At 74.0% G+C, this 26,857-nt stretch carries 24 protein-coding genes; 10 read left to right on the forward strand and 14 right to left on the reverse strand.

The window, feature by feature from the left end:
* Positions 1 to 115: 115 nt before the first annotated feature.
* Positions 116 to 877 carry a GntR family transcriptional regulator gene (locus ACFWBF_RS24780; protein ID WP_385605705.1) on the reverse strand — a complete coding sequence of 254 codons (762 nt, stop codon included), beginning with the start codon at positions 875 to 877 and terminating at the stop codon, positions 116 to 118.
* A 307-nt stretch (positions 878 to 1,184) separates the two neighbouring features.
* Here ACFWBF_RS24780 and ACFWBF_RS24785 point away from each other — a divergent pair, with 307 nt between their 5' ends.
* The 3 genes from ACFWBF_RS24785 (at position 1,185) to ACFWBF_RS24795 (ending at position 5,388) form a co-directional block, all read left to right on the forward strand.
* Complete coding sequence (locus ACFWBF_RS24785; RefSeq protein WP_385605707.1) at positions 1,185 to 2,045, forward strand: alpha/beta fold hydrolase; 861 nt, start codon at positions 1,185 to 1,187, stop codon at positions 2,043 to 2,045.
* 129 nt (positions 2,046 to 2,174) lie between these two features.
* Positions 2,175 to 3,797 (forward strand): alkaline phosphatase D family protein, encoded by a 1,623-nt coding sequence (locus ACFWBF_RS24790; protein ID WP_385605709.1) that lies wholly within the window; start codon positions 2,175 to 2,177, stop codon positions 3,795 to 3,797.
* A 103-nt stretch (positions 3,798 to 3,900) separates the two neighbouring features.
* Positions 3,901 to 5,388 carry a GNAT family N-acetyltransferase gene (locus tag ACFWBF_RS24795; RefSeq protein ID WP_385605710.1) on the forward strand — a complete coding sequence of 496 codons (1,488 nt, stop codon included), beginning with the start codon at positions 3,901 to 3,903 and terminating at the stop codon, positions 5,386 to 5,388.
* Here the strand turns inward: ACFWBF_RS24795 and ACFWBF_RS24800 are convergent.
* A complete protein-coding gene (locus ACFWBF_RS24800) occupies positions 5,318 to 6,517 on the reverse strand; it encodes a trans-sulfuration enzyme family protein (RefSeq protein WP_385605712.1) in 1,200 nt (399 codons plus the stop codon). The two genes, ACFWBF_RS24795 and ACFWBF_RS24800, sit on opposite strands and share 71 nt — an antisense overlap.
* A 60-nt stretch (positions 6,518 to 6,577) precedes the next feature.
* Between ACFWBF_RS24800 and ACFWBF_RS24805 the strand changes: the two genes are divergently transcribed.
* Complete coding sequence (locus ACFWBF_RS24805) at positions 6,578 to 7,060, forward strand: Lrp/AsnC family transcriptional regulator (RefSeq protein WP_385605714.1); 483 nt, start codon at positions 6,578 to 6,580, stop codon at positions 7,058 to 7,060.
* A 48-nt stretch (positions 7,061 to 7,108) separates the two neighbouring features.
* Entirely contained in the window at positions 7,109 to 8,827 is a 1,719-nt protein-coding gene (locus ACFWBF_RS24810; protein ID WP_385605716.1) for a DUF885 domain-containing protein, read from the forward strand.
* 90 nt (positions 8,828 to 8,917) lie between these two features.
* Here ACFWBF_RS24810 and ACFWBF_RS24815 read toward each other — a convergent pair whose 3' ends face one another.
* A complete protein-coding gene (locus ACFWBF_RS24815) occupies positions 8,918 to 9,448 on the reverse strand; it encodes a rhodanese-like domain-containing protein (RefSeq protein ID WP_385605718.1) in 531 nt (176 codons plus the stop codon).
* Between the two features lie 94 nt (positions 9,449 to 9,542).
* Between ACFWBF_RS24815 and ACFWBF_RS24820 the strand changes: the two genes are divergently transcribed.
* A complete protein-coding gene (locus tag ACFWBF_RS24820) occupies positions 9,543 to 9,989 on the forward strand; it encodes an Lrp/AsnC family transcriptional regulator (protein WP_385226348.1) in 447 nt (148 codons plus the stop codon).
* On the opposite strand, the gene ACFWBF_RS24825 is transcribed toward ACFWBF_RS24820, so the two are convergent.
* The 3 genes from ACFWBF_RS24825 to ACFWBF_RS24835 form a co-directional block, all read right to left on the reverse strand.
* A complete protein-coding gene (locus ACFWBF_RS24825; protein WP_385605720.1) occupies positions 9,979 to 12,990 on the reverse strand; it encodes an AAA family ATPase in 3,012 nt (1,003 codons plus the stop codon). The two genes, ACFWBF_RS24820 and ACFWBF_RS24825, sit on opposite strands and share 11 nt — an antisense overlap.
* A complete protein-coding gene (locus ACFWBF_RS24830) occupies positions 12,987 to 14,156 on the reverse strand; it encodes an exonuclease SbcCD subunit D (RefSeq protein WP_385605721.1) in 1,170 nt (389 codons plus the stop codon). Before ACFWBF_RS24830 ends, ACFWBF_RS24825 begins: the two co-directional genes overlap by 4 nt.
* Positions 14,157 to 14,300: 144 nt before the next feature.
* Positions 14,301 to 14,927: a YigZ family protein gene (locus tag ACFWBF_RS24835; protein ID WP_385605722.1), complete on the reverse strand. Its 627-nt coding sequence runs from the start codon at positions 14,925 to 14,927 to the stop codon at positions 14,301 to 14,303.
* A gap of 83 nt (positions 14,928 to 15,010) precedes the next feature.
* On the opposite strand from ACFWBF_RS24835, the gene ACFWBF_RS24840 reads away from it, so the two are divergent.
* Entirely contained in the window at positions 15,011 to 15,427 is a 417-nt protein-coding gene (locus ACFWBF_RS24840; protein WP_385605724.1) for a CoA-binding protein, read from the forward strand.
* Between the two features lie 26 nt (positions 15,428 to 15,453).
* On the opposite strand, the gene ACFWBF_RS24845 is transcribed toward ACFWBF_RS24840, so the two are convergent.
* Positions 15,454 to 16,212, reverse strand: a complete 759-nt coding sequence (locus tag ACFWBF_RS24845; RefSeq protein ID WP_385605726.1) for an acyltransferase — start codon at positions 16,210 to 16,212, stop codon at positions 15,454 to 15,456.
* Positions 16,213 to 16,361: 149 nt separating this feature from the next.
* Between ACFWBF_RS24845 and ACFWBF_RS24850 the strand changes: the two genes are divergently transcribed.
* The gene (locus tag ACFWBF_RS24850; protein ID WP_385605727.1) at positions 16,362 to 16,907 is read left to right on the forward strand and encodes a gamma carbonic anhydrase family protein; all 546 of its coding nucleotides are present in this window, start codon (positions 16,362 to 16,364) and stop codon (positions 16,905 to 16,907) included.
* Between the two features lie 87 nt (positions 16,908 to 16,994).
* Here the strand turns inward: ACFWBF_RS24850 and ACFWBF_RS24855 are convergent, their stop codons facing one another.
* The 4 genes from ACFWBF_RS24855 to ACFWBF_RS24870 form a co-directional block, all read right to left on the reverse strand.
* Positions 16,995 to 17,630 carry a DedA family protein gene (locus ACFWBF_RS24855; protein WP_385605729.1) on the reverse strand — a complete coding sequence of 212 codons (636 nt, stop codon included), beginning with the start codon at positions 17,628 to 17,630 and terminating at the stop codon, positions 16,995 to 16,997.
* Between the two features lie 40 nt (positions 17,631 to 17,670).
* The gene (locus ACFWBF_RS24860; protein WP_385605730.1) at positions 17,671 to 20,172 is read right to left on the reverse strand and encodes a beta-glucosidase; all 2,502 of its coding nucleotides are present in this window, start codon (positions 20,170 to 20,172) and stop codon (positions 17,671 to 17,673) included.
* Positions 20,173 to 20,299: 127 nt separating this feature from the next.
* On the reverse strand, positions 20,300 to 20,524 hold the full coding sequence (locus ACFWBF_RS24865) for a DUF2191 domain-containing protein (protein WP_385605732.1): 225 nt from the start codon (positions 20,522 to 20,524) through the stop codon (positions 20,300 to 20,302).
* Between the two features lie 49 nt (positions 20,525 to 20,573).
* Positions 20,574 to 21,026, reverse strand: a complete 453-nt coding sequence (locus ACFWBF_RS24870) for a DUF4442 domain-containing protein (RefSeq protein ID WP_327363359.1) — start codon at positions 21,024 to 21,026, stop codon at positions 20,574 to 20,576.
* A gap of 141 nt (positions 21,027 to 21,167) precedes the next feature.
* Here ACFWBF_RS24870 and ACFWBF_RS24875 point away from each other — a divergent pair, with 141 nt between their 5' ends.
* Together ACFWBF_RS24875 and ACFWBF_RS24880 are read left to right on the forward strand one after the other, a co-directional pair.
* Positions 21,168 to 22,208, forward strand: a complete 1,041-nt coding sequence (locus tag ACFWBF_RS24875; protein WP_385605734.1) for a hypothetical protein — start codon at positions 21,168 to 21,170, stop codon at positions 22,206 to 22,208.
* 70 nt (positions 22,209 to 22,278) lie between these two features.
* Positions 22,279 to 23,607, forward strand: coding sequence for an MFS transporter (locus ACFWBF_RS24880; RefSeq protein ID WP_385605736.1), 1,329 nt, complete (start codon positions 22,279 to 22,281; stop codon positions 23,605 to 23,607).
* A 160-nt stretch (positions 23,608 to 23,767) separates the two neighbouring features.
* On the opposite strand, the gene ACFWBF_RS24885 is transcribed toward ACFWBF_RS24880, so the two are convergent.
* From ACFWBF_RS24885 to tuf, 3 genes are all read right to left on the reverse strand, one after another.
* Positions 23,768 to 24,559 (reverse strand): spermidine synthase, encoded by a 792-nt coding sequence (locus tag ACFWBF_RS24885; protein ID WP_385605773.1) that lies wholly within the window; start codon positions 24,557 to 24,559, stop codon positions 23,768 to 23,770.
* 78 nt (positions 24,560 to 24,637) lie between these two features.
* Complete coding sequence (locus ACFWBF_RS24890) at positions 24,638 to 25,483, reverse strand: patatin-like phospholipase family protein (RefSeq protein WP_385605738.1); 846 nt, start codon at positions 25,481 to 25,483, stop codon at positions 24,638 to 24,640.
* Between the two features lie 76 nt (positions 25,484 to 25,559).
* Positions 25,560 to 26,741, reverse strand: a complete 1,182-nt coding sequence (gene tuf / locus ACFWBF_RS24895; RefSeq protein WP_385605740.1) for an elongation factor Tu — start codon at positions 26,739 to 26,741, stop codon at positions 25,560 to 25,562.
* Positions 26,742 to 26,857 lie beyond the last annotated feature (116 nt).

The following is a 26,857-nucleotide window of genomic DNA, read 5'->3' on the forward strand; positions in this document are numbered from 1 at the left end:
GCCGCCGGTGTCGGGCGCGGTGCCGGGCGGCGGCGGGCGCGAGCGCGGCGGCGCTGATGGGGTTGCGCCCCGGGCCCCGGGCCTTAAACGCCGGCGGGGCTGGGGGGCGGCGGGGTCAGGAGGCCACGCGGGCGTCGTGTGTTATCTCGACGTCGCCCGTGTCTGCGAAGGTCAGGCGGCAGGTGTCCGCGCGGTACGTGGCCACCGAGACGGCGGCCGTGCCCGCGGCCGTGAAGTAGCGGGTGGTGACGAGGAGCACCGGGGCGCCGGGCAGGCGGTCCAGCTCCTTGGCGTCGTCCGCGCGGGCCGAGCCGAGCTCGACCGAGCGGTCCTGCCCGTCGAGGACGAGCCGCTGCAGCTCCCGCAGGACGGCGCGGGCGCGCGCGGGTCCCGCCAAGGCGTCGATGGCGGAGAGCCCGGAGACGGAGGCGGCCGGTACGTACAGCAGCTCGGCGGCGACGGGCTGACCCTGCGTCACGCGGGTCCGGCGAACGGTGTGCACGGGCTGGTCGGCAGCGGTGCCGAGGAGCCCCCGGACGGCGGCCGCGGAGGGCACGGCCTCCGTCGCGTCCACGGCCTCCCAGCCGTCGGTGCCCTCGCCGGGCCAGCCGTGCTGCGCGCTGCCGACGGCCACGCCCACCCGCGGCGGGGCGACGGTCGTGCCCACGCCGCGCCGGCGCTGCAGACGGCCCTCGAGCTCCAGCTGCTCCAGCGCTTGGCGCAGGGTCGCGCGGGCGACACCGAAGCGGGCGGCGAGCTCACGCTCGTTCGGCAGCACCTCGCCGACGGCGAAATCCTGGTCGAGCGCCTCGCTGAGGACGGTCTTGAGGTGCCAGTACTTCGGCTCCGGCACCGATTCGAGCTGCGTGGTCCCCACCCTGACTCCTCCTGCAATCGCCGCAATCGCCGTGTTCCAGCGGCAGTTCCGCGCCTTTGTTTATTAAAGGTTCCTGCACTATCCCTCGTGACGATAGGACTACGCACCCCCTTGGTCAAGACCAATGCTCATCCCTTTGCCGGGCAGATCGGGCATATGTATCGAGCCGTTCACGGGATGTTCGCGATCTCCCCCAAGGCGTCCCGCATGCTTGGCACCGGGGGCTACCGGGCAGTAGCCAGGCAGCAGGGCTACTGACACCCTGTCTCGCAAGACACCCACCGCCGCCCCACCGACGAGGAGCAGCATGACCGCCACGGTCTCCTTCACGATCGATTCGCCGCTCGGCCCCCGCACCGCCACCGCCGCGTACGAGCGCAAGGGCGCGGGCGAACCGCTCCTCCTGCTGCACGGGATCGGCCATCACCTCCAGGCCTGGCACCCGGTGACCGACATCCTGGCCGCCGAGCACGACGTGATCGCCGTCGACCTGCCGGGCTTCGGCGTCTCGCAGCCGCTGCCGCACGGGGTCCCGTACGGTCTCGGCACCGTCGCGCCGGCCCTCGGCGCGCTCTGCGCGGCGCTCGGCGTCGAGCGCCCGCACGTCGCGGGCAACTCCCTCGGCGGGCTGCTGGCGCTCGAGATGGGCCGGAGCAACCTCGTCCGCTCGGTGACCGCCCTCTCCCCCGCCGGGTTCTGGACCGAGGGCGAGCGCCGCTACGCCTTCACCGCCCTGCGCGCGATGCGCGCCGGGTCCCGGGCGCTGCCCCGCCCCGCCCTGGAACGGCTCTCGCGCAGCGCCGCCGGCCGGGTCGCGCTCACCGGCACCATCTACGCCCGCCCGGGCCGCCGCTCCGCCGAGGCCGTGGTCGCCGAAACGCTCGCCCTGCGCGACGCCACCGGCTTCGAGGAGACCCTGGCGGCAGGCGGCTCCGTACGGTTCACCGACGACGTGCCCGGGCTGCCGGTGACCATCGCCTGGGGCGCCCGCGACCGGCTCCTCCTGCCCCGCCAGGGCGTCCGGGCCAAGCACGTGATCCCCGGCGCCCGCCTGGTGCGGCTCCCGGGGTGCGGTCACGTGCCGATGAACGACGACCCGGCGCTGGTCTCCCGCGTCATCCTGGACACGACCCGGCAGCGCAACTCATCGGGTGCGGCCGCGCTCTGACGCCGTCTCACCACCCCTCCACTCGCGTCCGCTCTCGTTCATCCGCGGTTCGCGTGGCCGACGCGGGCGGGCCGGTGTGCGGCGGCACACTGGTCCGGCCCGTCCCCGCCGGCCCCTGGAGACGCACCGATGCCCCCGCTGCCGCACACCCGACGCTCCCTGCTCGGCGGTTCCCTCGCCGTTCCGGTCGGCCTCGCCCTGTCCAGTGCCTTCGCCGCACCCGCGCTGGCCGCCCCCGCGCCGGCCGCACCCGGTCAAGCGCACGTCCCCGTCCCCGCCTTCACCCGCTCCGGCCGCCCCGGCGCACCCTGGGGCGTGCAGTCCGGCGAGATCACCGCCCACTCCGCCACCGTCTGGACCCGCTCCGACCGGCCCGCGCGGATGTACGTGGACACCTCCCCGAGCGAGTCGTTCCGCTACGGCGTGCGCCACCACCGCGGCCCGCTGCTCGGTCCCGCCACCGACTTCACGGGCACCACCACGCTGCGCGAACTCCCGCCCGGCCGTCAGATCCACTACCGGGTGGTCCTGTGCGACCCCGACGACCCGCGCCGCACCGGCGAGCCGGTGCACGGCACCTTCCGCACCACCCCCGTCTCCCGCTCCCGCGACGTGCGCTTCCTGTGGTCCGGGGACCTGGCCGGCCAGGGCTGGGGCATCAACCCCGACCTCGGGGGCTACCGCGTCTTCGAGGAGATGCGGCTGCGCGACCCCGACTTCTTCCTCTTCAGCGGGGACACCATCTACGCCGACGGGCCGATCCAGGCCTCCGTGCCCCTGCGCGACGGCAGCACCTGGCACAACGTGACCACCGAGGAGAAGTCGAAGGTCGCCGAGACCCTCGCCGAGTTCCGCGGGAACTTCCGCTACAACCTGCTCGACCGCAATCTGCGCGGATTCAACGCCCAGGTGCCCGTCCTCGCCCAGTGGGACGACCACGAGGTGCGCAACAACTGGTACCCGGGCCAGGTGATCGACGACCCCCGCTACACCGTGCGGGACGTGGACACACTGGCCGCCCGGGCCCGTCAGGCCTTCGGCGAGTACTTCCCCGTCACCGACCTGCGCGGCGGCCGCACCGAGGGCCGGATGTACCGCGTGATGCGGTACGGGCCGCTGCTCGACGTGTTCGTGCTCGACATGCGCACCTACCGCGACGCCAACTCCCCCGGCCGCCAGACCGAGGACCCCATCGGCATCCTCGGCCCCGAGCAACTGGCCTGGATCAAGCGCGAGCTGTCCCGCTCCCGCGCCACCTGGAAGGTCATCGCCGCCGACATGCCGCTCGGCATCGTCGTCGCCGACGGGGCCACGGACTTCGAGGCCGTCGCCCAGGGCGAGCCCGGCGCCCCGCTGGGCCGTGAGCTCCAGATCGCCGAGCTGCTGCGCCACATCAAGCACCAGCGCATCACCGGCACCCTGTGGCTCACCGCCGACGTCCACTACACGGCCGCCAACCACTACGTGCCCGAGCGCGCCGCGTTCCGCGACTTCGCTCCCTTCTGGGAGTTCGTCTCGGGCCCCGTCGGCGCGGGCGCCTTCCCCGCCGGGAAGCTCGACGCCACTTTCGGCCCGGAGACCGCGTACGTCCAGTCCGCGCCGCTCGCCAACATGTCGCCGTCGGAGAACCCTCCGTACTACGGCGAGGTCGAGATCGACGGGGGCAGTGGAGAGCTCACCGTCCGGCTGCGGCGCCAGGGAGACGGCGTACTCTTCACGCGCTCGCTGCAGCCGGGCCGCGTGGGCCAGTAGGGAAATCAGGCCGAAAACAGGGTGAATCGGCCAGATGGATACTTAACCAGTCGGTCACAGACCGTTCGTGATCACGCAACACCCCTGGGTCACAGTGGTCTGCATGACTGACCGCCTTCATGCCTCCGCCCATCGCCCCCAGCGCTCTCAGCGCTCCGGGCAGCCCCACCGCAACCACCGTCACCACTGGCGCCGCGACGTCGTCGAACTGGCCGCCCTGTTCTGCGCCGTCGCGGTCGCCGACGGCATCGCCAATCTCGTCGTGCACGGTCCGAGCGGCCCGATCCTGCTGGTCGTCTCGGCCGTCGCGCTGCTCGTGACGGCGGCGTTCCACACCTGGTGGGCCCGCCGCCACAGCCATGCGCCGCCGCCGCTGAGCACAGCCCCCTCCGATACGGGCACGCCGACGGCTCCCGCCCCGACCGGAACCCCGGCCGGGTCCCCGTCGGCGACCGCGGCCACCAGCGCCCTGTGGCGGATGCGCACGACCGTACGGGACGAGCCCGGCAGCCTCGCCGCGATCTGCACCGCTCTCGCCCGGGGCGGCGTGGACATCCTGACCCTCCAGACGCACCCGCTCCCCGAGGGCGGCACGGTGGACGAGTTCCTGCTGCGCGCCCCGCAGCAGCTGCCCTCCGCCGAGCTCAGCCGGGCCATCGCCGGTGCCGGCGGGCACAGCACCTGGATCGAGCGCGCCGACGCCCACGACCTCGTCGACACCCCGACCCGCGTCCTCGGCCTGGCCACGCGCACCGCGCTCGACGCCGCCGAGCTCCCGCTCGCGCTGCGCCAGCTGCTCGGCCGCTGCACCATCCACTCGATCCCGGCGACCACGCTCTCCGGCCGCCCCAACTCCGGCGCGGACGCCCCCGTCGAGGGCGTCCTGGAAGCCACCGTCATGCGGCTGCGCGACCCTTCGGGCGGCGCGATCACCGTCGAGCGGCCCTACCTGCCCTTCACCCCGACCGAGTTCGCCCGCGCTCGCGCCCTCGTGGAACTCGACGCCCGTCTCGGCCCCCGCGTACCGCGCAGCCAGGACGTGCTGACCCTGCCCGAGGGCAACGAGATCACCATCCGCCGGGCCGACGGATCCGACCAGGCGGCGGCCCGCGCGATGCACGACCGCTGCTCCGACCGCACGCTGTCGCTGCGCTACCACGGCCCGGTCCTCGACGCCGACCGCTACCTCGGCCACCTGCTGAGCCCCCGCTTCGGCCGCACGCTGGCGGCCACGACGGCCTCCGGCAAGCTCGTCGCCCTCGGCCACCTGCTGTGGGACGGGGACGAGACCGAGGTCGCGCTGCTGATCGAGGACGACTGGCAGCGCCGGGGCATCGGCACCGAGCTGCTCGGCCGCCTGCTCTCGATGGCCGTCGAGGCCGGGTGCGACAGTGTGTACGCCGTCACCCAGGCCTCGAACACCGGCATGGTCGCCGCCATGCGCGGTCTCGGCCTGCCCCTCGACTACCAGATCGAGGAGGGCACCCTGGTGATCACGGCCCGGCTGGACGCGACCCCGGTCAGCTCGCGGCTGCCGTACGAGCTTCCTCGTGAGCTCCCTCGCGAGCAGCCCCGCAACCACCAGCGCTGAGCGCCTGGTCCAAGTCGGCCCACAGGTCGTCCACGTCCTCCAGCCCGACCGACATCCGCAGCAGCCGGTCGCTCACGCCCGAGGCGTGGCGGTCGCCCTCGGCCACGATCCGGTGGCTGATGGAGGCCGGGTGCTGGATGAGGGTGTCCACGCTGCCCAGGCTGACCGCCGGGGTGATCAGCCGGACCGCGGCGATCACCTCGTGCGGATCGCCGGCGGTCTCGAAGGCGACCATGGCCCCGCCGATCCGCGGGTAGTGCACGCGCAGCACCCGCGGGTCGGCGGCGAGGCGCCCGGCCAGTTCGGCGGCGCTCGCGGAGGCCGCCCGTACCCGGACCGGGAGCGTCGAGAGGCCTCGTAGCAGCAGGTACGCGGCGAGCGGATGCAGCACACCGCCGGTCGCGAAGCGGACCTGGCGCAGCTTGCGGGCGAAGTCCTCGTCGCAGGCCACGACCCCGCCGAGCACGTCGCCGTGGCCGCCGAGGTACTTGGTGGCGCTGTGCAGCACCAGCCGGGCACCGCTCTCCACGGGCCGCTGCAGGACCGGCGTCGCGAAGGTGTTGTCGACCAGCAGCGGCACCTCCCCGCAGGCGTACGCGGCGGCCCGCAGGTCGATCTCCGCGAGGGTCGGGTTGGCGGGCGACTCGATCATGACCAGTCCGGTGTCCGGCCGGATGGCGTCCGCGATGCCCGCGGGATCCACCCAGGTCACCTCGGTGCCCAGCAGCCCGCTGCCGAGGAGGTGGTCGCTGCACCCGTACAGGGGCCGTACGGCGACCACGTGCCGCAGGCCCATGGCGCCGCGGACCAGCAGGGTGGCGGTCAGCGCGGCCATCCCGCTCGCGAAGGCGACGGCGCTCTCGGTGCCTTCGAGACGGGCCAGGGCGGTCTCGAACCGGGCAGTGGTGGGATTGTCCAGCCGGGAGTAGACCGGCGGCCCCTCCGGGCGGGCTCCGGTGGTGGCGAACTCGTCGATACGAGCGGCCTCCGCCCGGCTGTCGTACGACGGGTAGGTCGTCGACAGGTCGAGCGGAGGCGCGTGCAGTCCGAGCCGCGCGAGATCCTCGCGTCCGGCGTGCACTGCTTCGGTGGCCAGCGACCGTCGTGCGGTCTGGGCGTTCGTCTCCATGGCCGGTACTTTGCGGGCCGGTCCGGTTGTGAGGGGAAAATGCCGTGCTACGTTCGGCCAATGTCCGAATCCGTCCATCTGGATCCGGTCGATCTGCAGATTCTGCGGCTTCTGCAGAACGACGCCCGGACCACGTACCGCGATCTGGCCGCCGAGGTCGGGATCGCCGCCTCCACCTGCCTGGACCGGGTCGCGCGCATGCGCCGCTCCGGGATCATCCTGGGCAACCGGCTCCAGCTGGATCCGGCCAAGCTCGGCCGCGGGCTGGAGGCGCTGCTCCTCGTGCAGGTGCGCCCGCACCGCCGGGAGCTGATCGGGCCGTTCGTCGACCGGGTCCGCTCGCTGCCCGCCTCGCGGGCGGTCTTCCACCTCACCGGGCCGGACGACTACCTCGTGCACGTCGCCGTCTCCGATCCCGCCGAACTCCAGCGGCTGGTCCTCGACGAGTTCACCTCGCGGCGCGAAGTCGCCCGTGTCGAAACCAGATTGATCTTCCAGGAGTGGGACTGCGGCCCCCTGCTCCCGCCCACGTCAGCAGGTTGACGCCAAACGCTGATGACGCGGACCCGTCCCCCGTACGAAGATGACCGCATGTCACAGACCCACCACAGCGACAGCACCGAAGCCACGCGCCTGCCCCGCCAGGTCGCGGACGCCTACGTCGACGACCTCATCACCCTCGACCCGATCACGGGCACCTATCTCGGTGTCGCGGCGAGCTCGGGCAGGCTCCCGGACTACTCCCCGGCCGGCCGCGCCGCGATCGCCGAGCTGAACCGCACCACCCTCGCCCGCCTCGACGCCGCCGAGCGCCTGCCGGGCGCGGACAGCGACGTCGAGCGCCGCTGCGGCCGCCTGCTGCGCGAGCGCCTCAACGCGGAACTCGCCGTCATCGAGGCCGACGAGGACCTGCGCGCGGTCAGCAACATCCACTCCCCCGTGCACTCGGTCCGTGAGGTCTTCACCCTGACCCCGGCCGACACCGACGAGGAGTGGGCCGCCATCGCCGAGCGGCTGCGCGCCGTGCCGGCCGCCCTCACCGGATACCGCGAGAGCCTGCGTCTGGGCCTGGACCGCGGCCTGTACGGCGGCCCGCGCCCCACCGCCACCATGATCGAGCAGCTCACCGCCTGGACCGGCCGGGACGCCGACGGAAGCGACGGGACCGCCTTCTTCGAGGACTTCGCCTCCCGCGGCCCCGACTCCCTGCGCGCGGAGCTCGACGCCGCCGCCGCCGGCGCCACCGCCGCGGTGGCCGAGCTGCGCGACTGGATGACCGAGGTCTACGCCCCGGCCGTCCAGGGGCAGCCCGACCCGGTGGGCCGCGAGCGCTACGCCCGCTGGTCGCGCTACTTCAACGGCACGGACCTGGACCTGGACGAGGCGTACGCCTACGGCTGGGCGGAATACCACCGGCTGCTCGCCGAGATGAAGACCGAGGCGGCCAAGATCCTGCCGGGCGCCGGCCCCTGGGAGGCGCTGGGGCACCTGGACGAGCACGGCACCCACATCGAGGGCGTCGACGAGGTCCAGGCCTGGCTGCAGGGCATCATGGACGAGGCCATCGAGAACCTCGACGGCACGCACTTCGAGCTCGCCGAGCGGGTGAAGCGGGTGGAGTCCCGGATCGCCCCTCCGGGCGGCGCCGCGGCCCCGTACTACACCAACCCCTCCGAGGACTTCTCCCGTCCGGGGCGCACCTGGCTGCCGACCATGGGCCAGACCCGCTTCCCGGTATACGACCTGGTCTCCACCTGGTACCACGAGGGCGTTCCGGGCCACCACCTCCAGCTCGCGCAGTGGACGCACGTCGCGGACCAGCTCTCCCGCTACCAGGCGAGCGTGGGCCTCGTCAGCGCCAACGCCGAGGGCTGGGCGCTGTACGCCGAGCGGCTGATGGACGAACTGGGCTACCTCAAGGACGCCGAGCAGCGGCTGGGCTACCTGGACTGCCAGATGATGCGCGCCACGCGGGTCATCGTGGACATCGGCATGCACCTGGATCTCCGGATCCCGGCGGACTCGCCCTTCCACCCGGGCGAGAAGTGGACGGTGGACCTGGCGCAGGAGTTCTTCGGCCTGCACAGCGGCCGCCCCGCGGACTTCATCGAGAGCGAGCTGACCCGCTACCTGTCGATGCCGGGCCAGGCGATCGGCTACAAGCTCGGCGAGCGCGCGTGGCTGCTGGGCCGGGACAACGCGCGCGCCGCGCACGGCGAGTCCTTCGACCTCAAGGCGTGGCACATGGCGGCGCTGTCCCAGGGTTCGCTGGGGCTGGACGACCTGGTGGACGAGCTGTCGAAGCTCTGAGTCCGGTCCGGGCCCCGAGCCCGGGTGCACGCCACGGCGGGCCGCCCGTTCCCCGAGGGGAGCGGGCGGCCCGTTCGGGCGGGCGGCGGTTCAGCAGCCGCAGTCGTCGGAGTCGGTGGGCGCGGTCAGCGGGTCGGCCTCGGTCCGCTGCCGGCTGCCCTCCCAGGTCGCGACCTCGAAGCCCTCGCGGATCCAGTACTCGATGCCGCCGAGCATCTCCTTGACCTGGAAGCCGAGCCGGGCCAGGGCCAGGGCGGAGCGGGCGCCTCCGTTGCAGCCCGGCCCCCAGCAGTACGTCACCACGGGTACGTCCCTGTCGAGGAGCCGCTCGGCCTGCTCGGGGATGAGGGCGGTGGGCAGGTGGATCGCGCCGGGCACGTGCGCCTGGTCCCAGGACGGGGTGGAGCGGGAGTCGATCAGCTGGAAGCCGAGCTCCACGCCTTGCTCGCGGTGGGCCTTGAAGGCGGCGGCGACATCCGAGACGTCCGCGTGGAAGGCGAGGCCGGCCGCGAAGTAGGCGGCTGCCGCGGCGGGTGCGGCCGGGGGGACCCGGAGCACGGGGTTGGCGGAGATGGCGGGGGCGGAGCCCGCTTCGGTGGTCTGCGGCCGTGTCGTCGTCATGACTGGAAATCTACGAAGTGTTGATCATCTCGGGAAGTGGATTTCCCCGGCCTTTCCCTTGTTCATCCGGGGAATCCCCTGCTAGACCTGCGGCATGACCGGTTATTCCCCTGACGCCACCGACTGGCGGATCCTGGCGGCCCTCCAGCAGGACGGCCGCGCCAGTTTCACCGAGCTCGCGCGCGCCGTGTCCATGTCCGCCAGCGCCGTCACCGAGCGGGTCCGCCGGCTGGAGGAGGTCGGCATCATCACCGGCTACACGGCCGTGGTCGACCACGAGAAGCTGGGCAAGGCCATCCTCGCGCTGGTGCGGCTGCGCTATCCGCACGGCAACTACAAGCCGTTCCACGATTTCCTGGAGGCCACCTCCGAGATCCTGGAGGCCCATCACGTCACGGGGGACGACTGCTTCGTGCTCAAGGTCGCCGCCCGCTCGATGGCACACCTGGAAGAGGTCACCGGCCGGATCTCCGGCCTCGGCCCGGTGACCACCAGCATCGTGTACTCCTCCCCGCTGTCCCGGCGACCGCTCAGTCCGTGACCCCCGCGGCGCGATGGCGCACCACCGAGCCGCCGCGCTGCTTGACGATCTCCAACTGGGCCTGGACGCGGGTGCGCAGGTCGGCGACGTGGCTCACGATGCCGACGCTGCGGTCCCGTTCGCGCAGCGAGTCCAGTACGTCGAGCACCTCGTCCAGCGCCTGGTCGTCGAGGCTGCCGAACCCCTCGTCGATGAAGAGCGTGTCCAGCCGCATGCCGCCCGCCTCGTCGGTGACGACGTCGGCCAGGCCCAGCGCGAGCGCGAGAGAGGCGAAGAAGGTCTCGCCGCCCGAGAGGGTGGCGGTGTCCCGCTCGCTGCCGGTCCAGGCGTCCACCACGTGCAGCCCGAGCCCGGAGCGGCCGCGTCCGCTCGCCTTGGCGTCGGAGTGGACCAGGGTGTAGCGGCCGCCGGACATGCGCAGCAGCCGGACCGTCGCCGCGGCCGCGACCTGCTCCAGGCGGGCCGCCAGGACGTACGCCTCCAGCCGCATCTTGCGCTCGTTGTCGGCGGAGGTGCCCGCGGTGAGTCCGGCCAGCCGGGCCACCCGCTCGTACGCCTCGCGCAGCGGGCCCAGGGCGCGCAGCTCCTGCTCGGCCTGGCGGGAGAGCCGGTCGAGTTCGGCGCAGCGGACCCGGGCGGCGTCCACGGCGGAGCCGGCGGTACGCAGCTTCGCCGCGGCCTGCTGCGCGTACGCCTCGGCGGCGTCCGGCTCGGCGGGCGGCAAGGCCGCGGCGACGGCCGTGTCGCTCTCGCCGAGCCGGTCGGCCAGCATGGCCTCCTCGGCCTGCCAGGCGTCCAGCCGGTGCTGGAGGGCGGTGCGTTCGTACTCCGGGAGCACCGCGTCGGCCGCGGCGTCGGTGGTGTCGAAGCCCGCCCGGAAGGCGGCGTCGGCCAACTGGTCGTCGGCCTCCTTGAGCCGGGCGGCGGTGGTCTCGGCGCGGCGCAGCGCGGTGGCGGCCGAGGTGACCATCCGGACCCGGTCCTCCAGGGTCCGGGCGCGGGCGGCGACACTGGGCTCGTCCCCGCGCACCAGGGCCAGCTCCGCCTCCAGCGAGGCCTGTTCGCGGTCCAGGGCCTCGCGCTGGGAGGCCCGGGCGGCGGCCCGGCGCTCGGCGCCCTGCCAGTCGGAGCTGCGCGCGGCGTGCTCCCGCTCGGCGCGGGCGAGCTGCTCGCGGGCGGCGTGCAGTCCCGCGGCCGCGGCGTGGGCGGCGGCGTGCCGGGAACTCAGCTCCGAGGTCAGGGCGAGGAGTTCCCCGGTGGTGGCGTCCCCGGCGGCGGCCGCGGCCTCGGCGCGGGCCTGGCGCACCGCGGCCAGCTCGCCCTCGACGGTGGCCCGGCGCTCCTCGGCCTGCTCGTAGCGGGCGTGCGCCGCGTCCTCGGCGGCCCGGTCCACGTGTCCGGGGGCCGGCCGGGCCGGAGCGGGGTGCTGCGCGGACCCGCAGACCGTGCACGGCTCCCCCGCCACCAGCGCTTCGGCGAGTTCGGCGGCGATCCCGCGCAGCCGGGCCTCCTTCAGCTCCAGCCAGCGCTCCCGGGCGGCGGTCGACTCCTCGCGTACGGAGAGCAGTTCGCCCGAGGTGCGCTCCGCGGCGGCGTCCAGCTCGTCGCGCCGCCGGGCGGCGGTCAGGTGCAGCCGGGCGGGCTCCAGCTTGCCGGCGAGCTGCTCGGCCAGGGTGGCGGCCTGCTGGGCGGCGTCCACCCGCTCCGCAAGCGCGGCGCGGGTGGCCTCCCAGCGGCCGAGCCACTCGGCGGACTCCTGGTGCTGCTCCTCGGCGGCGCGGACCTCCCGCTCCAGGGTGGCCCGCTCGCGGCCGATCTCGGCGCTGCGCTGCTCGGCCCGGTGGGCGGCGCCCAGGGCTCCGAGGTCCTCGCGCAGCCGCTGCTCCACGGCAGCCAGGTGCTCGGTACCCGCCTCGGCGAGCGCCGGCGGGAGCTGCGCCCGGGCGAGCGTCTCCGCGTGCGCGGCGGCCATGTGCCCGGCGGCCGCGGCTCCGCGCAGCTCCAGGGCAGGGGCCACCAGGGCGCCGCGCCGGGCCCGGTCGAGCAGGCCGCGCACCCGTTCCCGCTCGGGGCCCGCCTCGGCGAGCAGCGCGGAGCGGCGGGCCGTCTCCGCGCGGCGGCGCTGCAACCGGTCCAGCTCCCGCGCCTCCTCGGCGGCCCGCCGGGCGGCGGCGTACCGTCCCTCGACGGCGGCCAGCGCGTACTCCGCGACGGCCAGCCGCTCCCGGGCGGCGCAGCGGGCGACGGCCGCCCAGGCGCGGACCGCGTCGGCAAGCCCGGGGTCGCCCGGCTGGTGGCGGGGCAGCGGCCAGGCCCGCAGATCGGCGCTGTCCCCGGCGGCCTGGGCGAGCCGCTGGGCGGTGGAGAGCACCTTCTCGTCGCCGGCGCGGACCTTGGCCTCGGCGGCGCGGCGGCGCTCGCCGAGCAGGGTCTCGACGGCGGCGAAGCGCCGGGTGTCGAACAGCCGGCCCAGCAGCCGGCCGCGCGCCACCTCGTCGGCCCGCAGGAAGCGCGCGAACTCCCCCTGGGGCAGGAGCACGACCTGGCAGAACTGCTCGCGGCTCATGCCGAGCAGCTGCTCGATCTCCTCACCGATCTCCTGGTGGGAACGGCTGAGCGCGAGCCAGCGTTCCCCGTCGTACTCCCGCAGCCGGCTCTGCGCCTTGTCCTTCGTCGTCCCGGTGCCGCGCTTCTTGGGCCGGTCCTGCTCCGGGCGCCGGGTGATCTCCAGGCGCCGCCCGCCCGCGGTGAGTTCGAGGGTGACCTCGGTCGGGGTGTCGGAGGCGGCGTGGTCGCTGCGCAGGCTGGTGCCGGGGGCCTGACGGGACCCGGGCACCGATCCGTACAGGGCGTAGCAGACGGCGTCGAGGACGGAGGTCTTGCCGGCTCCGGTGGGCCCGTGCAGCAGGAAGATCCCGGCGCCGGACAGCGCGTCGAAGTCGACCTCCTGGGGCCGGGCGAAGGGACCGAAGGCGGTGACGGCCAGCCGGTGCAGCCTCATCGGTGGGTCTCCTGCCGGCTGTCGTCGGCCCGCACCTCGTCGAAGGCGCCCTGCAGCACGGCCCGTTCGGCCTCGTCGGCGAAGCCGCCGCCGCGCACGTGGCTGACGAAGTCCTCGGCGATCTCCTGGTCACTGCGGCCCTTGAGGCGCTGGGCGTAGCTGGTCCCGCCGTCCTCCTCGCGGCCCTCGGGGTCGAAGCCGAGCGCCAGGGTGTGCGGGAAGCGGACGGCGAGCTTCGCCATGGGGTCCTCGGGCCGGACGGCGTCGGTGAGGGTGGCCTCGACCCAGCAGTCCTCGTACGGGGCGTGCGCCGGATCCTCCAGCAGTGCCTCGAGCCGCCCCCGCAGCCGGGCGAGCCGGCGGGGCACGGGGGTGTCGACGCGCTCGGCGCGCACGATCTCACCGGCCGCGCCGAGCTCGATCAGCCACATGCTCTTGCGGTGGTCGGCCTCGGAGAAGGAGTAGGCGAGCGGGGAACCGGAGTAGCGCACCCGTTCGTTGATCGTCTGGCAGCCGTGGAGGTGGCCGAGGGCCGCGTAGTCCACCCCGTCGAAGACGGCTGCGGGCACGGCCTCGACCCCGCCGACGGTGATGTCGCGCTCGCTGTCGCTGGCCTGCCCGCCGGTGACGAAGGCGTGGGCGAGGACCACGGAGCGGGTGCCGGGCGCGCGGCCGGCCAGGTCGGCCCGGATCCGGTCCATGGCCGCGCCCAGGACGGCCTCGTGGCTGACCTTGGCCGCGCCGAACTCGTCCTTGACCAGGGCCGGTTCCAGGTACGGCAGCCCGTACAGCGCCACCTCGCCGTGTACGTCGGCCAGCACGACCGGGTCGGCGCAGCCGGCCGGGTCGGTCCTGAGGTGGATCCCGGCCCGCCCGATCAGCCCGGCCCCGACGCCGAGGCGGCGGGCGGAGTCGTGGTTCCCGGAGATCATCACGGTGGGCACGCCGAGGTCGGCGAGCCGGTGCAGGGCCTGGTCGTAGAGCTCGACGGCGGGCAGCGGGGGCACGGCACGGTCGTAGACGTCACCGGCGACCAGGACGGCGTCGACCTCGTGCTCCCGGGCCGCCTCGACGAGGTGATCGATGAAGGCGGCCTGGGCGGCGAGCAGGTTCACGCGGTGGAAGGAGCGGCCCAGGTGCCAGTCGGAGGTGTGCAGGAACTTCACTCGCCGGCTCCGCCGCGCATACCGTCTCCCCCTGCTGAACAACCCTGCGAACGAACCCTGCCGAACCCGAACCCTGAGCCCTGCCGAACCCTGAGCCCCTCTACGCTAACGCGTCCCCGGGCCCCCTCGGCCCGCTCCACAGGCTCAGGGCGCGTAGGTCTCCCCGCCGAGGGTGAGGGTGGCGCTGCCGGCCGTACTGTCGGCGAGCCAGGCCTCGAAGGCGGGCAGATCGGCCTCCGGGAGGGCGACCTCGATCTCCACGGCGGCCCCGTAGCGCAGGTCCACCACGGTGCGGCCCGTCGAGCGCAGGTCGTTCTGGGTCTTGCCGGCCCGCTGGTGGTCGACGGTGACGGTGGCCAGCCGGTAACGGCGGCGGGTGACGGTGCCGAGCGCGTCGAGGGCCTCGCCGACGACGCCCCCGTAGGCCCGGATCAGCCCGCCGGCGCCGAGCTTCACGCCCCCGTAGTAGCGGGTGACGACGGCGACCGCGAACCGGATGTCGCGGCGCATCAGCATCTGGAGCATCGGGACCCCGGCGGTGCCGCCGGGCTCGCCGTCGTCACTGGCCTTCTGGACGGAGGCTTCGGCGCCGATGACGTAGGCGAAGCAGTTGTGCGTGGCGGTGGGGTGCTCCTTGCGGATGCGCGCAACGAACTCCTGCGCCTCCTGCTCGGTCGCGGCGGGCGCGAGCGCGCAGAGGAACCGCGAGCGGTTGATCTCGGACTCGTGCACACCCTCGCGGGCCACCGTCACGTACTGGTCTGCCTTCACCGCTCCACCCTACGGGGAATCGGACATGTGTCTTTTCGGTTGTTCCCGCTGCGACGCAGACCAGAGCAGCAGGAGGCGGCACCGTGTACGGCGATCCGAAAACCATCCGCAAGATCCTCACCGAGCTCGGCGACACCTGGGCCGTGGTGGGCCTGTCCGACAACCGGGACCGGGCGGCGTACGGCGTGGCCCGGGTGCTCCAGCGGTACGGCAAGCGCGTGGTTCCCGTGCACCCGAAGGCCGAGACGGTCCACGGCGAGCAGGGGTACCCGTCGCTGGAGGCGATCCCCTTCAAGGTGGACGTGGTGGACGTCTTCGTGAACAGCGCCTTGGCCGGGACGGTCGCGGACGAGGCGGTGGCCGCGGGGGCGGAGGCCGTCTGGTTCCAGCTCAACGTGGTCGACGAGGCCGCCTTCGAGCGCACCCGCGCGGCCGGTCTGGACATGGTCATGGACCGCTGCCCGGCGATCGAGATCCCGACGCTCGGCCAAGGGGTCTAGAGCTGTGGCCGGAAAGGTTCACCGCACTAGGAGGCCCCGCCGCGCTGTTCCGCCTCCGACAGCTGCGCCAGCGCGCGCAGCTGGTCCGGCGTGACCCCGTCGGGAATCGGCACGGGAGCCGGGGAGCGCAGCGGCGGCTGCCAGCCCGTCTCGGGTTCCCAGCGGCGTACGATCCGGGCCGGCGCCCCCGCCACCACGGCATGGTCGGGCACCTCGCCCCGTACGACGGCCCCTGCGGCCACCACGACGTTGCGGCCGAGCCGCGCCCCGGGCAGGATCACGGCGCCCGTGCCGAGCCAGCAGCCCGGCCCGATCTCCACCGGGGCGCTGCGGGGCCACTGCTTGCCGACGGGCTCGTGCGGGTCGTCGTAGCTGTGGTTGGTGGAGGTGATGTACACCCCGGGGCCGCAGAAGGTGTCGTTGCCGATGGTGATCCGGGTGTCCGCGATCACATGGCTGTCGCGGCCGATCACCACGCCGTTGCCGAGGACCAGGACGGGTTCGGCGCCGAGGTCGAGGTCCGGCATCATCCCGGCGGTGAGCGTGACCTGCTCGCCGATGATGCAGTGGTCGCCCAGCCGGATCCACGGATCGCCGAAGACCGTGCCCTGCGGGAAGGCGAGCCGGGTACCGTGCCCGATCGCGCCGAACCGCAGCCGTCCGGGGGTCTGCGCGGTCACGGCGCCGGCCCGCTGCATCCATTGCCAGCCCGCGTGCACGGCGCGGTTGGCGAGCCGACGGCGCAGGGCGGTCAGGGATGAGAACGTGTTCTGGTTCTTCGGCACCCGGCCACGGTAGTGCGCGGGGCGGCGGCGGTCCGGATCGCGCTCCTGTGATCTTCACCCCATCGCCGGGGCGGGTGGCCGCGTGCCCTACCGTGCGTGGGGGCGCGACAACCGCAGGACGCACGACGCGAGAGCAGAGGAAGACAAACATGACGCAGCACGCGGCGCAGGCACTCGTGGCGGGCGTGGGCGGGAAGAACCCGGCCATCGACCCCGAGGCGTTCACGGCGCCCACCTCCGTGGTGATCGGCGACGTCACCCTGGCCGCGGGCGCGAGCGTCTGGTACTCGGCGGTGCTGCGCGCCGACTGCGGACCGATCGTGCTCGGCGCCGACAGCAACGTGCAGGACAACTGCACGATCCACGTGGACCCCGGCTTCCCGGTCTCCATCGGCGAGCGGGTATCGATCGGCCACAACGCGGTCGTGCACGGCTGCACGGTCGAGGACGACTGCCTGATCGGCATGGGCGCGACCGTCCTGAACGGTGCGGTGATCGGCGCCGGCTCCCTGGTGGCGGCCCAGGCACTGGTCCCGCAGGGCATGGTCGTCCCGCCGGGCTCGCTCGTCGCGGGCGTCCCGGCCAAGGTGCGGCGCGAGCTGTCCGAGGAGGAGCGCGAGGGCCTCAAGCTCAATGCCGCCATGTACCTCGAACTGGCCAAGCAGCACCGCGCGGCGTTCGCCCCGGCCGAGTAGCCCCCGACGGCGCCGGTCGGGGTGGGGGGAAGCCCCCGCCCCGGCCTCCGACCCGCTCGGCGACCCGCTCGGCGACCCGGCAGGCGATCAGTCGACCAGAACCGCCGGTGCGGCCGTCTTGGCCGCCTTCTTCATGCGGCTGCGGACCATCACGGTCACCGCCAGGCCGAACAGCAGGGCCACGGCCAGCGCCACCCAGGAGAAGCCCTTCAGCCACGGCTCCGCGACGATCCCGATCGTGTAGATGACGGCCGTCGTACCGCCGGCCCACAGGATGCCGCCGAGGATGTTCGCGATCAGGAAGCGCCAGTACGGCATGTGCAGCACCCCCGCCAGCGGCCCGGCGAAGATCCGCAGCAGGGCCACGAACCGCCCGAAGAAGACGGCCCACATGCCCCACTTGTCAAAGGAGCGTTCCGCCACCGCCACCTGGTCCGGCCCGAAGTGCTTGGGGAACCGCCGGCCCAGCCGGTCCAGCAGCGGCTGCCCGCCCTTGCGCCCGATCGCGTAGCCGATCGAGTCGCCGATGATGGCCCCGGCCGTCGCGCAGATCCCCAGGACCACGGGGTCGATCTCCCCGTTCTGGGAGGCCAGCAGCGCGGCGCTCACCAGGATGATCTCGCCCGGCAGCGGGATGCCGAGGCTCTCCAGCCCGATGACCAGCCCCACCAGGAGATAAATGCTGACCGCCGGAATCGTCTCCAGCCATTCCTGGATGTGCACCGGTACGTCCTCCCGAGTCGTCGCCTGCGGAACGGGCAGCTTATCTGCTCGCCACCACAGCCTTTGCCTTCAGCGGGAGTTCGCGGGAGGAACGGCCCGCGAACACCTCGCGACGGCCTGAACCCAGCACCCACGCGTGCTGCTCCGGATCCCAGGACGACAGCGTCCGCGGTGAGATGTCGAGGATGACCCGCTGCGCCCGGCCCGGCCCGAGCGTGAGCCGCCGGTAGCCGGCCAGCGCCCGCACCGGCTGGTCGAGCCTCAGCTCCGGGGACGGGCCGACGTACACCTGGGCCACCTCGGTGCCCTTGCGGCGCCCCGTGTTGCGGACGGTGAACTCCACGCGCAGCCCGCCGTGCTCGGGCCGGACCGTCAGCTTCTCGTACTCCCACGTCGTGTACGAGAGCCCGTGCCCGAAGGGGAACAGCGGCGCCACGTGCTGCGCGTCGTACCAGCGGTGGCCGACGTGGACGCCCTCGCCGTACTCCTGCCGGCCGCCCACCCCCGGATAGCGCAGCGGATCCCCTCCGACCGGGGTGGCGAGCTCGTCGGCCGGAAAGGTCTGGGTCAGCCGGCCGCCCGGGTCCACGTCGCCGAAGAGGATGTCGGCGGTGGCGCCCGCGCCCTCCTGGCCCGGGTAGTACATCTGAAGGACCGCTCCGGTACGGGAGAGCCACGGCATCGTCGTACTGGAGGAGGTGTTGAGCACGACGGTGGTACGCGGGTTGGCCGCGGCCACGGCCTCGATCAGCGCGGCCTGCCCGCCCGGCAGCCCGAGCGAGTCGCGGTCGCTGCCCTCGGTGGCGTCCTCGTACGCGAACAGCACCACGCTCCGGGCCGACCCTGCGGTGCGCACGGCCTCGGCCAGATCCGCGGCCCGGCCGGCCTTCGTGGTGTGCCGGAGCCGCAACCGCTGCCCCTTCGTCCCGCCCTCGGCGGTGACGGCGAGCCGGTGGACGCCCGCCTTGAGCGCGAGGGTGCGGCGGCGCACGGTCAGCCCGTCGGGCGCGGAACCGAGCAGTCCGCCGGCGAAGTACTCGGCCACGCCCTGCCGGACGGGGAACAGCTCGGCCCCGTCCAGCCGTACGCTCGGCCGCTGCCCCGTGTAGTGCACGAGCAGGGTCCACTCGTCGTCGGCCGCGAGGGTGAACTCGCCCTCGTGGCTCCAGGTGCGCCCGGCGTCCACGCCCCGGTCGTCCAGGTCCGCGGCCGGCGTCAGCAGCTTCGCCGGCAGCGGCCGCCCGTACAGGTCCTCGCCGACGGCGTAGTGCACGGCCGAGCCGTTGCCGGCGCGGGCCCGGATGGCTGCGAGCGGGGCGGCCGCGGTGTCCGGGACCACGTGCGCGCTGCCGCCGCCGCTGACGAAGGGGGTCTGCCCGGTGGGCCCGATCACGGCGATCGAGCGGGCCGCCGCGCCGGTGAGCGGCAGCGTGGCGTGCTCGTTGCGCAGCAGTACCGCGCCCGCGGTGGCGACCCGGCGGGCGACCCGGGCGCCCGCCGCCGGCTCCCGCGCGGGCCGGGCGGCGGGCCGGGCCGCCAGCAGCCCGAAGCGGTCCATGGTGGCCAGGATCCGGCGTACCGCGAGGTCGACGGAGGCCTGCGGCACGGTGCCGCCGCGCACCGCGTCGCGCAGGGGGCCGCCGAAGTGGGTGCCGCCGGGCATCTCCATGTCGAGGCCCGCGCCGATGGCGGCGACGGTGCTGTGGGTGGCGTCCCGGCCGGACATCACCCAGCCGTCGAACCCCCAGCGGCCGCGCAGCAGTTCGTCGAGCAGCGGCTTGCTCTCGCAGGCGTAGACGCCGTTGACCTTGTTGTACGCGCCCATCACCGCGCCGGCTCCGGCGGCCACGGCGGCCTCGAAGCCGCGCAGTTCGGTCTCGTGCAGGGTCTGCTCGGCGGCGACGACGTCGACGGTGTCGCGGCCCTGCTCCTGGTTGTTGAGGGCGAAGTGCTTGACGGTGGCGATGAGCCCCTCGTCCTGGATCCCGCGGACCACCTCGGCCACCAGGTCGGCGGTGAGTTTGGGGTCCTCGGCGAAGGTCTCGAAGTTCCGGCCGGCGTACGGGGTGCGGATGAGGTTGACCATGGGCGAGAGCAGTACGTCCTGGCCGAGCGCGCGGCCTTCGCGGCCGATGACGCGGCCGTACTCGCGGGCCAGCGCCGGGTCGAAGGCGCAGGCCAGCATCACGGGCGCGGGCAGTGCGGTGGCCGGCTCGGCGACCCTGACCCCGGCGGCGCCGTCGGCGAGCCGCAGCGGCGGGATGCCGAGGCGCGGTACGCCGGGCACGTAGCCGGCCTGGCCGAGCGGGGCCGGGTCCGGCGCGCCGTGCAGCAAGGAGGTCTTCTCGTCGAGGGTGAGGCGCGCCAGAAGGGCGTCGAGGCGCGCACTGCTGCCGGGCCCCGCCCCGGGCGCGGCCGCCGCCGCGGCTGCGCGTGCTCCCGCGCCGGGCGGAACCTCGGCCACGCACCCCGCGGTCCCGAGCGCGGCGCCGACCGCCCCGAACAGCCGCAGCGCGCGGCGTCTGGACACGGCCTCGCTCATGGGGGCTCCCTGCGGCGTCGGCATCGGCGTCAGTCGGCGGGAGCGGCCCGCGCCGGACCGCTTCCCCGCCCACTGTGCGCCGCCCTCCCGGGGGCTCCGCTCTGACGCGCCACCGCACCGCGCAGGTTCAGCCCTGCGGCGGCTGCGGCACTCCGTCGCGGCCCTGCCGGAGCTCGCCTTGGAGCTGGACCCGCGCCTCGGTGCGGTGGCCGCGCGCGATGTAGTCGCGTACGACGGCCTCCACCGCGTCCTGGGGCGAGCCGATCCCGGCGAGGACCATCACCTCCACCACGAGTTCGGCGTCGAGGCTGATGGCGACCTTCGCACCCTGGGCCACGGCTGCCCCCTCCATCGTCGTCGGAGTCTCGGAGGGGGACTCTATCGCCGCGGCCCGGGTCTGCCTACGCGTTCGGGCGCAGGGTCCAGACGACGGTCATCTCGCCCGTCACGGCCTCGTCCTCGCGCTGGATGGCGATGGTGACGGGGAACTCGGGGCGGCCGCCCGCGTCGAGTTCGGCGACGACCTCGGCGGCCGGGCGGCCGAGGGTGGCCGTGGCCGTGACGACGCCCTTGGCGAGCTTCTTGTAGCCGATCTCCGCCCGCACGGCCAGCGGCACGGCGCGCGAGAGCTGGTCGCCGAAGGCGGCCAGGACGATGGCGCCGCTGGCGGACTCGGCGAGGGTGAACATGGCTCCGGCGTGCGGGCCGCCGACGTGGTTGTGGTAGTCGGGCTGGTCCGGCAGCCGGACGACCGCGCGCTCGGGGGTGGTCTCCAGGAACTGGAGGTTCAGGGTCCGGGCCATCGGCACGGTTGCGGCGAGCAGTTCGCCCACGTTCATCTGGTCTGCGCTCATGGGACGCAATGTTACCCGCCAGTAAATACCTTGGCCAGACCTTCCGCCGGGCCTGCCTCCGGACCTGCCTCCGGACCTTCAACCCCACCTGGAGGGGGCGGCCGTGGATGCCCGCGTCGCCTCCCACTATCGTTACCGGCCATGTGGCCAGGACAGCAGCAGCCGCCCGGGGGCGAGCAGAACCCCCAGGACGCGCACCAGAATCCGTACCAGCAGCAGCCGGGACAGCCGAACCCGTACCAGCAGCAGCCGGGGTACGGCGAGCAGCAGCCCGGCTACGGGTACCCCCAGCAGCCGGGTTACCAGCAGCCCCCGACCGTTCCCGTCCAGCAGTGGGGCCCGGCGCAGCCGGCCGCCCCGAAGCCGGCCGGCGGCAGCAGCCCCTTCTCGACCCGGACCGTGGCCATCGTCGCGGCCGCGGCGGTCGTCGTGGCGGCCGCCGCCACCGGCACCTTCGTACTGACCCGGGACGACAAGTCGGCCGACGAGGCCGACAACAAGCCCAGCACCTCCCCCTCGGCGCCCGCCTCCTCCGGCTCGGCGGCGCCGGCCGCCCCGAGCTCCAACCCGCGTGCCGGCGGTGACGTCAAGCCGGTCATCGCGGGCTGGAAGGTGGTCGTCAACCCGAAGTACGGCACCGCCTTCGACGTCCCGCCGGAGTGGAACGTCCTGACCTCCGGGATGTCCATCGGCTTCGAGGACGAGAACAAGAACGACGGCTCGGCGGTCGTCATGATGTCGGCCCCCGCCCGCCTCAAGGAAGAGTGGTGCAAGGTCGACTCCGACATGAACGGCAGCGAGGAGAAGACCGCGCTGGCCGGCACCGGGACCAAGGGCGGCCAGGGCGCCAAGGACACCGCGGAGGCCGCCTACAACGAGGCCGGCAACTGGGCCTTCGCCGCGTACGCGCAGAAGGCGCCCAAGGGCACGACCAAGGTGACCGCCGCCAAGGAGTACACCACCGCCTCCGGTCTCAAGGGGCACATGGCGACCGCGACCGTGAGCGGTCTGCCGAAGGAGAACAAGTGCTCCTCCGACGGCAAGTCCATCGCCTTCAGCTTCAAGACCGCCAACGGTGACTTCTCCAGCTGGATCCTCTTCGGCGCCGCCGGCGTCCAGGGCGAGGTCCCGCAGGAGACCTACGAGAAGATCCTGAGCACGGTCCGCCTCACCACGGGCTGATCCCCCGCCGAGACCCCCCTGGGCCGGATATCCGTTTGGATTCCCGGCCCGGGGCGGGGATAGTCCGGGGGTGAGTTCTCCCCCCGCCTCCGCCGACCGTACGTCCGCGCCGCGCCGCCGCCGGCCCCCATGGGCCGGCCGCAACTACACCCTCCTGACGGGCGCCGCGGTCGTGACGAACCTCGGCAGCCACGGAGCGCTCATCGCGGCCGCCTTCGCGGTACTGGAGGCCGGCGGGTCCGGCGGGGACGTGGGCCTGGTGGCCGCCGCCCGCACCCTGCCGCTCGTCCTCTTCCTGCTCATCGGCGGCGCCCTCGCCGACCGGCTGCCGCGGCATCACGTGATGGTCGCGGCCAACGCCCTGAACTGCCTCTCGCAAGCCGCCTTCGCCGTGCTCGTCCTCGCCGGGGACCCGCAGCTGTGGCAGATGATGCTGCTCACCGCGCTGTGCGGCACCGGTACCGCCTTCTTCAACCCGGCCGCCGAGGGCATGCTGCTCTCCAGCGTCTCCGGGGAGCACTCCAACCGCGCCTTCGCCCTGTTCCGCATGGCGATGAACGGCGCGGGCATCGGCGGCGCCGCCCTGGGCGGAGCCATGATCGCGGCGATGGGGCCCGGCTGGGTGCTGGCCGTGGACGCGGCCGCCTTCGCCGTCGCCGGCGCCCTGCGCGCCTTCCTCGACGTCGGCCATGCCGCCGAGCGGGCCCCCGCCGGCGGCCTGCTGGCCGATCTGCGCGAGGGCTGGGTGGAGGTCAGGACCCGGCCCTGGCTGTGGAGCATCGTGCTCCAGTTCTCCGTCGTCGTCGCGGTCGTCGGCGCCGCCGAGGCGGTCTACGGGCCGCTGGTCGCCCGGGACCGGCTGGGCGGCCCGGCTCCCTGGGGCCTGGCACTGGCCTTCTTCGGCATCGGCACCATCGCCGGGGCCGTGCTGATGATGCTGTGGAAGCCGCGCCGGCTGCTGTTGGTGGGGACGCTCTGCGTGTTCCCGCTGGCGCTCCCGTCGGCGGGGCTGGCGGTGCCGCTGCCGGTGTGGGGCCTGTGCGCGGTGATGTTCGTGAGCGGCGCCGCCATCGAGGTGTTCGGCGTGAACTGGATGACGACCATGCACCAGGAGATCCCGGAGGACAAGTTCTCGCGGGTGTCCGCCTACGACTGGTTCGGCTCGGTTTCGATGCTCCCGCTGGCCACGGCCGTCGCGGGCCCCGTGGAAAACGCCGTCGGCCGCACGTCCGCCCTCTGGGGCTGCGCGGTCCTGGTGGTCGTCGTCACCGCCGCGGTCCTCGCCGTCCCGGACGTCCGCCGCATGACCCGGCGCAGGCCGGCGCCCGTGAAGGCCTCCGTCGCCACCCCCGCCGCCTGCGCGGCGCCCGCCGAGGCCCGGCCGGCCGGTCTGCACTAAGGGCTGTCCCGTAGTCCCCGGTGGATCAGCGCACGGCGTCAGATGCGGTGCATCGCAAGGCGGAGGGGCGCCCCCATACTGGGCGTATTCGGGCGTTCCGACAACGCAGCGAGGTGCCGTAGCTGGCGTCGTGCGCCCGCCGGGGATTACGGGACAGCCCTTAGCCCAGGCTGAACGCGCCGTCCGGCGGCGGCGGGGACGCCACCGCGTCCGCGTCGGCCACCGGGGCGGCGCCGCGCATGAGCCGCGCCAGGGCCGGGCCCGACTGCACCCGCGCGGGGAACGGGTCCGCCGCGCACCGCCGCGACAGGGCGGCCAGCGGCAGCTCCGCGTCCGAGGCCAGCAGTACCGCGTTGCCGAACCGCCTGCCGCGCAGCACGGACGGCTCCGCGATCAGGGCGAGCTCCCCGAACACGGCCGCGAAGTTGGCCAGCTGGGCACGCAGGAAGTCGAAGGGCGCCCCGTCCGCCAGGTTCGCCGCGTACAGCCCGCCGGGCCGCAGCGCACGGGCCGCCGCCCGGGCGTACTCCACCGAGGTCAGCTGCGCCGGGACCCGCGAGCCGCCGAACACGTCGGCCACCAGGACGTCGGCGCTCGCCGCCGGGGCGGTCTCCAGCCAGGCCCGGGCGTCGGCCGCGTGCACCGTGACGCCCGACCCCTCGGGCAGCGGGAGGTGTTCCGCGACCAGGTCCACGAGCGCGGCGTCGAATTCGACCACCTGCTGGCGGGATCCCGGCCGCGTCGCCGCGGCGTACCGCGGGAGCGTCAGCGCGCCCCCGCCCAGGTGCAGCAGGTCCAGCGCGGCCGCCGGCCGCGCCGCGCAGTCCAGTACGTGCGCGAGACGGCGTACGTACTCGAACTCCAGGTGCTGCGGGTCGTCGAGGTCCACGTACGACTGCGGAGCCCCGTCCACGGTCAGCAGCCAGGCCCGCTCGCCGTCCACGTCCGGCATCAGCTTGGCGGTTCCCTGGCCCACGTCCCGGATGACCGGGATCTGTTCGTCGCTCACCGCTCCATTGTCGGGCCGGTCTCAGCCCGACCAGACCGCCGCCGCCTCGGCGGCGTGCTCGGCGGCCTGCGCCAGGCCCGCACGCGCCGCCGGGTCGCGCCGGGCCGGGTCGAGCACGTTGCGCCCGAAGGCCTTTCGGGCCGCCGCCGACGGGGTGATCAGCAGCACCCGGGCGCCCGCCTCCCGCAACCGGGCGGCCTGCACCGCCGGCGAGGGCACCAGTCCCGATCCGAGCGAGATCGGGGCGATGACCACCACCCGCGCACAGCCGGCGGCCAGGTCGGCATTGGTGGCGGACCGGATCCCTCCGTCGATGAACCGGCGCCCGCCGACGGTCACCGGCGGCCACACCCCGGGCACCGCGCAGCTCGCCGAGACCGCGTCGACCAGCCCGGCCCCGCTGTGCCGGTCGAAGTCGGCCGGCTCGCCGGTCAGGGCGTCGACGGCGGTGACGACGAGGCGCCGTTCGGGCCACTCGTGCGAGACCAGCCGGGCCTCCAGCACCTTGCGCCGCTCCGCCTCCGCCCCGGTGTCGGCGGCCAGCGCGTAGGCGCCGACCCGCCGCCGGTACGCCGTCGCGTCGCGCGAGCGCAGCATGGCCACGGCGTAGCGCGCGAACAGTCCCGCACCCAGCTTCGCCGCGACCTCCCCTGCGGGGTCGCCGAGTTGGCGTTCGTACAGCTCCTGTGCGGTGAGCAGTCCGGAGGCCAGCTGGGCGCCGACCACCGATCCCGCGGAGGTGCCGACGACGAGGTCGGCGGTGGTGAGGTCCACGCCGGCGCGGGCGAGGCCGTACAGGATGCCGTACTCCCAGCCCACGCCGGTCAGTCCTCCGCCGCCCAGCACCAGTGCCGTGTCGCCGCTCATGGCCGCCCCCTCCGCTCATGCCTGTGGTGACGGCAGTCTGGCGCAACCGGACTGCCGTCACCACGGCGGGGGCGGGTCAGCCGAGTACGGCGGTCACCGTCCCCGCGCCGACCGTGCGCCCGCCCTCGCGGATCGCGAAGCCGAGCCCGGCCTCCAGCGGGGTGTCCCGCCCGAGCTCGACCGTCATCGTCACCGTCTCCCCGGGCCGGGCCACACCGGCCTCGCCGAGGTCCACGTCCCCGACCACGTCGGCGGTGCGGATGTAGAACTGCGGCCGGTATCCGCTGGCCAGCGGGGTCGTACGGCCGCCCTCGCGGGCGGAGAGCACGTACACCCGCGCGGTGAAGCGCCGGCTCGGCGCCACGCTGCCGGGCGCGGCCACCACGTGCCCGCGGCGCACCCCGTCGCGCGGTACGCCGCGCAGGAGCAGTGCGACGTTGTCCCCGGCCTCGGCGGACTCCATCGGCTTGCCGAAGGTCTCCAGCCCGGTCACGACCGTCACGACCGGCTCGCCTTCGTCGCCGAGGACCGCCACCCGGTCGCCCATCCGTACGCTGCCCCGCTCGACGGCGCCGGTCACGACGGTCCCGCGTCCGGTGATGGTCAGGACGTTCTCCACCGGCATCAGGAACGGCGCGTCCGTGTACCGCACCGGCATCGGGACGTACGTGTCCACGGCGTCGAGCAGCGCCTCGATCGCCGCGGTCCAGCGCGGCTCGCCCGCCAGGGCGCCGAGCCCGGAGACCCGTACGACCGGCGCGCCGTCGCCGCCGTAGCCGTTGGCGGTGAGCAGCTCGCGGACCTCCAGCTCGACCAGGTCGGTGAGCTCGGGGTCGCCGGCGTCGGCCTTGTTGAGGGCCACCACGATGTGGTTGACGCCGACCTGCCGGGCGAGGAGCACGTGCTCGGCGGTTTGCGGCATGACCCCGTCGAGCGCGGAGACGACGAGGATCGCTCCGTCGAGCTGCGCGGCGCCGGTGACCATGTTCTTGACGTAGTCGGCGTGGCCGGGCATGTCGACGTGGGCGTAGTGGCGGGTGTCGGTCTCGTACTCGACGTGCGTCAGGTTGATGGTGATCCCGCGGCGGGCCTCCTCGGGGGCCCGGTCGATGCGGTCGAACGGCACGAAGGAGGCGCCGCCGCGCTCGGCGAGGACCTTGGTGATGGCGGCGGTGAGGGTGGTCTTGCCGTGGTCGACGTGACCCATGGTGCCGATGTTGAGGTGCGGCTTGGTGCGCACGAAGGCCGTCTTGGCCATGATGTTCTTCCCGTGTGATCCGAAGCTGGAACGGGACCCCTGGAGCGAGCCGACCCTCCCCCTGTGGGGTCCGCCGGACTGTCCGGGAAGGGTCAGCTTCGTGCGCCGTCGAGTGC

This window comes from Streptomyces sp. NPDC060028 (assembly GCF_042736725.1).
Classification (GTDB): Bacteria; Actinomycetota; Actinomycetes; order Streptomycetales; family Streptomycetaceae; genus Streptomyces.

Bases quoted from the DNA above. Each gene is read 5' to 3' on its own strand.
- ACFWBF_RS24850 (WP_385605727.1), top strand. From the start codon at position 16,362: ATGACGCAGCACGCGGCGCAGGCACTCGTGGCGGGCGTGGGCGGGAAG.
- ACFWBF_RS24820 (WP_385226348.1), top strand. From the start codon at position 9,543: ATGACCGGTTATTCCCCTGACGCCACCGACTGGCGGATCCTGGCGGCC.
- ACFWBF_RS24790 (WP_385605709.1), top strand. From the start codon at position 2,175: ATGCCCCCGCTGCCGCACACCCGACGCTCCCTGCTCGGCGGTTCCCTC.
- ACFWBF_RS24825 (WP_385605720.1), bottom strand. From the start codon at position 12,990: ATGAGGCTGCACCGGCTGGCCGTCACCGCCTTCGGTCCCTTCGCCCGG.
- tuf (WP_385605740.1), bottom strand. From the start codon at position 26,741: ATGGCCAAGACGGCCTTCGTGCGCACCAAGCCGCACCTCAACATCGGC.
- ACFWBF_RS24810 (WP_385605716.1), top strand. From the start codon at position 7,109: ATGTCACAGACCCACCACAGCGACAGCACCGAAGCCACGCGCCTGCCC.
- ACFWBF_RS24805 (WP_385605714.1), top strand. From the start codon at position 6,578: ATGTCCGAATCCGTCCATCTGGATCCGGTCGATCTGCAGATTCTGCGG.
- ACFWBF_RS24870 (WP_327363359.1), bottom strand. From the start codon at position 21,026: ATGAGCGCAGACCAGATGAACGTGGGCGAACTGCTCGCCGCAACCGTG.
- ACFWBF_RS24860 (WP_385605730.1), bottom strand. From the start codon at position 20,172: ATGAGCGAGGCCGTGTCCAGACGCCGCGCGCTGCGGCTGTTCGGGGCG.
- ACFWBF_RS24795 (WP_385605710.1), top strand. From the start codon at position 3,901: ATGACTGACCGCCTTCATGCCTCCGCCCATCGCCCCCAGCGCTCTCAG.
- ACFWBF_RS24785 (WP_385605707.1), top strand. From the start codon at position 1,185: ATGACCGCCACGGTCTCCTTCACGATCGATTCGCCGCTCGGCCCCCGC.
- ACFWBF_RS24890 (WP_385605738.1), bottom strand. From the start codon at position 25,483: ATGAGCGGCGACACGGCACTGGTGCTGGGCGGCGGAGGACTGACCGGC.
- ACFWBF_RS24885 (WP_385605773.1), bottom strand. From the start codon at position 24,559: ATGCCGGACGTGGACGGCGAGCGGGCCTGGCTGCTGACCGTGGACGGG.
- ACFWBF_RS24815 (WP_385605718.1), bottom strand. From the start codon at position 9,448: ATGACGACGACACGGCCGCAGACCACCGAAGCGGGCTCCGCCCCCGCC.
- ACFWBF_RS24800 (WP_385605712.1), bottom strand. From the start codon at position 6,517: ATGGAGACGAACGCCCAGACCGCACGACGGTCGCTGGCCACCGAAGCA.
- ACFWBF_RS24865 (WP_385605732.1), bottom strand. From the start codon at position 20,524: ATGGAGGGGGCAGCCGTGGCCCAGGGTGCGAAGGTCGCCATCAGCCTC.
- ACFWBF_RS24875 (WP_385605734.1), top strand. From the start codon at position 21,168: ATGTGGCCAGGACAGCAGCAGCCGCCCGGGGGCGAGCAGAACCCCCAG.